The following is a 6,325-nucleotide window of genomic DNA, read 5'->3' as shown; positions in this document are numbered from 1 at the left end:
GATCGCCCGGTCAAGCCGGGCGATGACGGCGGAGCATGAGGAAGGAGCGCCGACCGCGCGCCTACTCCGCCAGCCTCTGCTGCAACCGCGCCTTCACGATCCCGTCGCGCGCGAGCTGGTCGGCGCGTTCGTTCTCGGGATGGCCTGCGTGACCTTTGACCCAGTGCCACCGCACGTCATGGGCCTTCAGCGCGGCATCCAGGCGCTGCCATAGCTCGACATTCTTCACCGGCTTCTTGTCGGCGGTGCGCCAGCCGTTGCGCTTCCAGCCGTGGATCCAGCCGGTAATGCCCTGACGGACATATTGGCTGTCGGTATAGAGATCGACCGTGCACGGCTTCTTCAGCGCTTCCAACGCGGAGATCGCCGCCATCAATTCCATCTGGTTATTGGTGGTGTGGCGCTCACCACCGTTCAGTTCTTTTTCCTTGTCGCCGAACTTCAGGATCGCGCCCCAGCCGCCGGGCCCCGGATTTCCCGAGCAGGCGCCGTCGGTGTAGATCGTGACAATCGGAAGCTCGCTCACGCCACCAGCCCCGACGGCATCAGCCCGTAGTCGCGCACGCTGGAAACGCTCTGGTGGAAGCGCAGCTTGCGGACATATTCCAGCGGATCCTTCGGCCGAACCAGCGCGCCGGGCGGAACGTTGAGCCAGTCGACCAGCCGCGTCAGCAGGAAGCGCATCGCAGCGCCGCGCGCGAGCAGCGGCAGCGCTGCCTCTTCCGGCTCGGACAGCTTTCGCACGCGGCCATAGGCATTGAGGAAGGCCCGCGCCTTGGTGACGTTGAAGGAATGATCCGGCTCGAAGCACCAGGCGTTGAGGCAGATCGCGGCATCATAGGCGAGCCAGTCATTGCAGGCGAAAGTGAAGTCGATGATCCCTGACAACTTGTCGCCGAGAAAGAAGACGTTGTCGTTGAAGAGGTCGGCGTGGATCACGCCTTCGGGCAGAAGCGTCGGCCAGACCCCGCTCTCGAGGTAGTCGAGCTCTTGGCTCAGGAACGCGCGCAGGCCGGGCTGCACCTCGTCGGCCCGGTGTGATGCGGCATCGAACAGCGGCCGCCAGCCCGGGACCGACAGCGCGTTCGCACGCCTGATCGCGAAATTCGCGCCGGCCAGATGCATCCTGGCGAGCCCCTCGCCAACGCCGGCGCAATGGACCGCGTTCGGCTTGCGCGGCCAGACGCCTTCGAGAAAGGTGATGATCGCGGCCGACCGGCCCGACAGCTCGCGCAACGCCTCGCCGTCCGTTCCCTTCACCGGCAGCGGGCAGTTGACGCCGTGCTCGGCAAGATGCGTCATCAGCGCGAGGAAGAACGGCAGATCGTTCTTCGCCACGCGCTTCTCATAGAGCGTGAGGATGAACGACCCCTTGGTCGTATGCAGCAGGAAGTTGGAATTTTCGACGCCCTCGGCGATGCCCTTGTAGGAGAGCAACTCGCCGAGATCGTATTGGTTGAGGAAGTCCGCAAGCTCGTCGGCGGCAACGTCGGTGTAGACCGCCATGAACGTCTACTCGGCGGCGGCTTCGGGGCGCACCTGGCGCGGCAGCGGGAAGAACTCGTTCTCTTCCGCGGCCGAGACCGTCTCCACATGCAGCGTGAAGCGCTCGGCGAACGCGTCCATGATCTCCTCGACGATCACTTCCGGTGCCGAGGCACCCGCGGTGATGCCGAGGCTGGTGATGTTCTCGAACCGCTTCCAGTCGATTTCGGTGGCGCGCTGCGCCAGCACGGCGATCGGGCAACCCTCGCGTTCGGCGACTTCGCGCAGGCGCTGCGAGTTCGACGAGTTCGGCGCACCGACCACGATCAGGGCGTCGACCACCGGCGCCACCTTCTTCACCGCGAGCTGGCGGTTGGTGGTGGCGTAGCAGATGTCTTCCTTGTGCGGCCCGTTGATGTTCGGGAAGCGTTCCTTCAGGAGCGCCACGATCTCCGCGGTGTCGTCGATCGACAACGTGGTCTGGGTCACGAAGGCGAGGTTGTTCGGGTCCTTCGGGGCGATGGTCTTGGCGTCCTCGGCAGTCTCGATCAGGGTCACGGCGCCGGTCGGGAGCTGGCCGAGCGTGCCCACCACCTCCGGATGATGGGAATGCCCGATCAGGAAGATCTCGCGGCCGCGCTTGAAATGGATCGCGGCCTCGCGGTGCACCTTGGTGACCAGGGGGCAGGTCGCATCCAGCGAGAACAAATTGCGGGAGGTGGCGTCGGCCGGGACCGATTTCGGCACGCCATGGGCCGAGAACACCACCGGCGCGGTGGTGTTTTCCGGGATCTCGGCGAGTTCCTCGACGAAGATCGCGCCCTTCTTCTTCAACCCATCGACGACGTATTTATTGTGCACAATCTCGTGGCGAACATAGACGGGGGCGCCGTATTTATCGAGCGCCCGTTCCACGGTGTCGATCGCCCGGACCACCCCGGCGCAGAAGCCACGGGGAGAACAAAGCACGATCTTGAGGTCTGGTTTGGCTGACATTGAGCGATCTCGGGACCGAATCACCTCGCCAAATGGGCGGGAAGCGGTCGATGGATGAACAGGGCTTGGGTACGGTCTTACAGAGACTTCAGAGGGAATTGGGCCCCCTTTCGGGCGCTGTCAAGGCACTATCTATAGCAGAACCATTGCGTGGCTAGCCCCTCCGGGCTTATATAGCGCGAATTCCCAGTCATCGCTGATGACCACCGGTTTCGCCTCCAAAGGGGTGGGCGAAGCACAAAGGAGATTTGCCATGAGCAACGCACCTCTGATGCCCAAGGCGACCGCCGTCTGGCTGCTCGACAATACCGCGCTGACCTTCGATCAGGTCGCCGATTTCACCAAAATGCACCCCCTCGAGGTGCGCGCGATCGCCGATGGCGACGCCGCCCAGGGCATCAAGGGCATGGATCCCCTTTCCAATGGCCAGCTGACCCGCGAGGAAATCGAGAAGGGCGAGAACAACCCGGACTACCGGCTCCGCCTCCAGGAGAGCAAGGTGGTGCTGCCGCCGCAGCCCAAGCGCAAGGGCCCGCGCTACACCCCGGTCTCGCGCCGCCACGAACGCCCGAGCGCCATCCTCTGGCTGCTGCGCAACCATCCCGAGCTCAAGGACGCCCAGATCATGCGCCTGGTCGGCACGACCAAGAGTACGATCGCGAGTGTCCGCGATCGCACCCACTGGAACACCTCCCAGCTGACGCCGATCGATCCCGTCACCCTCGGCCTCTGCTCGCAGATCGAGCTCGATTTCGAGGTCGCGCGCGCGGCGAAGGAAAAGCCGATCGACGCAGCCTATGGCGGCGCCACTTTGCTGCCGGCCTCAGAAACCACCAAGAAGGACGAGTACGAACCCGCGGAGAGGTCCAGCGACGATCTCAACGTCGATGCTGTGTTCGCCAAGCTGAAGACGCTCGGCGGCAAGAAGCAGGACCAGGAGGAGGAGTAATCCTTCCACTTCAGTCGTCATCGAATGCAAACGCGGCGGGGAAACTCGCCGCGTTTCTAGTCTGACGCAAGAAGCTTCAGCAACCTCGTCATTGCGAGCGCAGCGGCGCAGCGCAGCCTTTATGGCCGGTCCGGATGGTTCAGCATGTATTCGCCGAGGTCGCGCTGGCGGCGGTCGGCGCGGGTGGTCGCGGAACTGCGCTGGACGTCGCGGTCCTTGCGGCACGCCACGTATTCGGGCGATCCGGCCGCATAGCCGCGGCTCTGGCAGACCGCGTCGTCATCATCGCCGCCCATCGCCACCGGCGTCTGGTAGCGCGCGGAGCAGGCGGAGAGAATGAGGCCCGCAAATGCAATCGCTAGAAACGGCTTCGAATTCATGGCAGGCCCTTCATCCTCATGGTGAGGAGCCCGCGCAGCGGGCGTCTCGAACCATGCAGGCCAAGCTGCCGCAGCGGGGCCTTTCATCCTTCGAGACGCGCGCCAGGTCCTCAGGATGAGGATTGAGCGGAAAAATGCGGCCTATTCAAGCCCCATTGCAAACCTCACACCCGCCCCTTCAGCGCATCGCCGATCTCGTCCAGCACCTTGGGGTCCTCGATCGTCGCCGGCATGGTCCAAGCTTCACCATCTGCGATCTTCTTGATCGTGCCGCGCAAGATCTTTCCGGATCGCGTCTTGGGCAGGCGGCCGACGGTGATGGCGAGCTTGAACGCGGCAACGGGACCGAGCTTGTCGCGCACCAGCGCGACGATCTCCTTCTCGATCTCGGCCGGGGCCCGTTTCACACCCGCCTTGAGCACCAGGAAGCCGCAGGGCACCTCGCCCTTGATCGCGTCCTTGACGCCGAGCACGGCGCATTCAGCGACATCGGGATGCGAAGCCAGGATCTCCTCCATGCCGCCGGTGGAGAGCCGATGGCCGGCGACGTTGATGATGTCGTCGGTGCGGCCCATGACGAAGACATAGCCGTCGTCGTCCTTGTAGCCGGCATCCGACGTTTTGTAGTAGCCGGGGAATTCGGTGAGATAGGCTTCCTTGAACCGTTCGTCCTGATTCCACAGCGTCGGCAGACAGCCCGGCGGCATCGGAAGCTTGATGACGATCGAACCCATGGTGTTCGGACCGACCGGCTTTGCCGCTTCGTCGACCACGTCGACCTGATAGCCCGGCATCGGCACCGTCGGCGACCCGTGCTTCACCGGCAGCTGACCTAAGCCAACCGGATTGCCGGCGATGCACCAGCCGGTTTCGGTCTGCCACCAATGGTCGATCACAGGCACTTTCAACTGCTGCTCCGCCCATTCCACCGTCGGCGGATCGGCGCGCTCGCCGGCCAGGAACAGCGTGCGGAACGTCGAGAGGTCGTATTGCCGGATGAATTTTCCTTCCGGATCTTCTTTCCGGATCGCGCGGAACGCGGTCGGCGCAGTAAAGAAGGCGACGGCCTTGTGCTCGCTGATCACGCGCCAGAACGCGCCGGCATCGGGCGTGCCGACCGGCTTGCCCTCATACATGATCGAGGTCGCGCCATGCAGCAGCGGGCCGTAGACGATGTAGCTGTGGCCGACCACCCAGCCGATGTCGGAGCCGCACCACCAGACCTCGCCCGGCTTGACGCCATAAAGGTTGAACATGGACCATTTCACCGCGACGAGATGGCCGCCATTGTCGCGCACGACACCCTTGGGAATGCCGGTCGTGCCTGACGTATAGAGGATGTAGAGCGGATCGGTAGCGGCGACGGGCACACAAGGCGCCTTCTTGCCGTCGTTCATCGCCTTGCGGCGCAGGCCCGCCCAATCATAGTCGCGGCCGGGCGTGAGGGCGCAGACGAGCTGCGGACGTTGCAGCACGATGCAGGCCTTCGGCTTTGCCCCCGCAAGCCTGATCGCCTCGTCGAGCAGCGGCTTGTACTGCACGATCCGGCCGGGCTCGATGCCGCAACTCGCCGACAGAATCAACTTTGGCTGCGCATCGTCGATGCGGGTGGCGAGCTCTTTCGCGGCAAAGCCACCGAACACCACGGAGTGCACCGCGCCAATGCGCGCGCAGGCGAGCATCGCGACGACGGCCTCGGGGACCATCGGCATATACAGGATGACGCGATCGCCCTTGGCGACACCAAAATCCTGCATGATGGCGGCAAGCGCCTGCACTTCGGCCAGCAGTTCGGCGTAGGTGAATTTGGTGACGCTATTTGCCAGCGGCGAATCATGGATCAGCGCGACCTGGTCGGCGCGGCCGCGTTCGACCTGACGGTCAAGCGCGTTGTAGCAGGTGTTGACGACGCCACCGCTGAACCAGCGGCCGTAGACGCCTTGCGAGGGATCGAAGATCTTTTTCGGTGGCTCGATCCAGTCGATCTCCTTGGCCACCTCGGCCCAAAAGCCCTTGGGGTCAGCCAGCGAGCGCGCATAAACCTCGTGATAGAGACTTTTTCCGTCGATGTTTCCTCGGACGTTCATTCCCGCGCTCCCGTTCCCTTATTCGCCTGGCCTTGACCTTGTTGCAGGACAGACGTCCCGCCATGACAGGGATCAAGTACCGGCCTTGTTTGAGGGGTATTTTCCCGGGAACGGGCCGCGGTTCAAGCTGAAAAGAACAATGCTCAGCTATCCATCGCATTCAGCCGCTGCAGCCGCTCCTGCATGACCTTCCTGAGATCATAGGGGGCGGCCGAAGCTCGTATTGCGGGTGGTGAGGAAATCGCGCTGGGTGCGACGGAGGCCGCCGGCGAAGCGGGACCCGGCCGATTTCAGCACGCGCTCGTAGGTCTCGGCGATCTGGCGATCGAGCACCCCCAGCTGCGGATCGGCACAAATCACCTTCTCGACCTCGCGCTTCGCGGTGGCACAATCGAACGACGGGCCATTGCCGGAATTCGCCGCGAGCG

The 6,325-nt window shown here is 63.9% G+C and carries 6 protein-coding genes and 1 pseudogene; 1 reads left to right on the top strand and 6 read right to left on the bottom strand.

What is annotated here, in order from left to right; all coding sequences use genetic code 11:
- Positions 1-61: 61 nt before the first annotated feature.
- The 3 genes from rnhA to ispH are packed head-to-tail and all read right to left on the bottom strand — an operon-like array spanning position 62 to position 2,481.
- The gene (rnhA, locus tag IVB32_RS32530) at positions 62-526 is read right to left on the bottom strand and encodes a ribonuclease HI (protein ID WP_018453138.1); all 465 of its coding nucleotides are present in this window, start codon (positions 524-526) and stop codon (positions 62-64) included.
- Entirely contained in the window at positions 523-1,506 is a 984-nt protein-coding gene (locus tag IVB32_RS32525) for a homoserine kinase (protein ID WP_247372346.1), read from the bottom strand. Before IVB32_RS32525 ends, rnhA begins: the two co-directional genes overlap by 4 nt.
- Positions 1,507-1,512: 6 nt before the next feature.
- The gene (gene ispH / locus IVB32_RS32520; RefSeq protein WP_007597506.1) at positions 1,513-2,481 is read right to left on the bottom strand and encodes a 4-hydroxy-3-methylbut-2-enyl diphosphate reductase; all 969 of its coding nucleotides are present in this window, start codon (positions 2,479-2,481) and stop codon (positions 1,513-1,515) included.
- Between the two features lie 253 nt (positions 2,482-2,734).
- Between ispH and IVB32_RS32515 the strand changes: the two genes are divergently transcribed.
- The gene (locus IVB32_RS32515) at positions 2,735-3,430 is read left to right on the top strand and encodes a cell cycle transcriptional regulator TrcR (protein WP_007597507.1); all 696 of its coding nucleotides are present in this window, start codon (positions 2,735-2,737) and stop codon (positions 3,428-3,430) included.
- A 119-nt stretch (positions 3,431-3,549) separates the two neighbouring features.
- Here IVB32_RS32515 and IVB32_RS32510 read toward each other — a convergent pair whose 3' ends face one another.
- From IVB32_RS32510 to IVB32_RS32500, 3 genes and pseudogenes are all read right to left on the bottom strand, one after another.
- Entirely contained in the window at positions 3,550-3,810 is a 261-nt protein-coding gene (locus IVB32_RS32510) for a hypothetical protein (RefSeq protein WP_018453135.1), read from the bottom strand.
- 164 nt (positions 3,811-3,974) lie between these two features.
- Positions 3,975-5,897 carry a propionyl-CoA synthetase gene (locus tag IVB32_RS32505; RefSeq protein ID WP_018453134.1) on the bottom strand — a complete coding sequence of 641 codons (1,923 nt, stop codon included), beginning with the start codon at positions 5,895-5,897 and terminating at the stop codon, positions 3,975-3,977.
- A gap of 143 nt (positions 5,898-6,040) precedes the next feature.
- A pseudogene (locus IVB32_RS32500) lies at positions 6,041-6,325 on the bottom strand (hypothetical protein); the annotation flags it as partial.

Source organism: Bradyrhizobium sp. 23 (genome assembly GCF_023073295.1).
In the GTDB taxonomy this organism is placed as follows: Bacteria; Pseudomonadota; Alphaproteobacteria; order Rhizobiales; family Xanthobacteraceae; genus Bradyrhizobium; species Bradyrhizobium canariense_D.
This window is presented reverse-complemented; position numbering and strand designations above follow the sequence as displayed.

Excerpts from the sequence above, each read along its gene's own strand:
- IVB32_RS32510 (WP_018453135.1), bottom strand. The coding sequence starts at position 3,810 with ATGAATTCGAAGCCGTTTCTAGCGATTGCATTTGCGGGCCTCATTCTC.
- ispH (WP_007597506.1), bottom strand. The coding sequence starts at position 2,481 with ATGTCAGCCAAACCAGACCTCAAGATCGTGCTTTGTTCTCCCCGTGGC.
- IVB32_RS32515 (WP_007597507.1), top strand. The coding sequence starts at position 2,735 with ATGAGCAACGCACCTCTGATGCCCAAGGCGACCGCCGTCTGGCTGCTC.
- IVB32_RS32505 (WP_018453134.1), bottom strand. The coding sequence starts at position 5,897 with ATGAACGTCCGAGGAAACATCGACGGAAAAAGTCTCTATCACGAGGTT.
- IVB32_RS32525 (WP_247372346.1), bottom strand. The coding sequence starts at position 1,506 with ATGGCGGTCTACACCGACGTTGCCGCCGACGAGCTTGCGGACTTCCTC.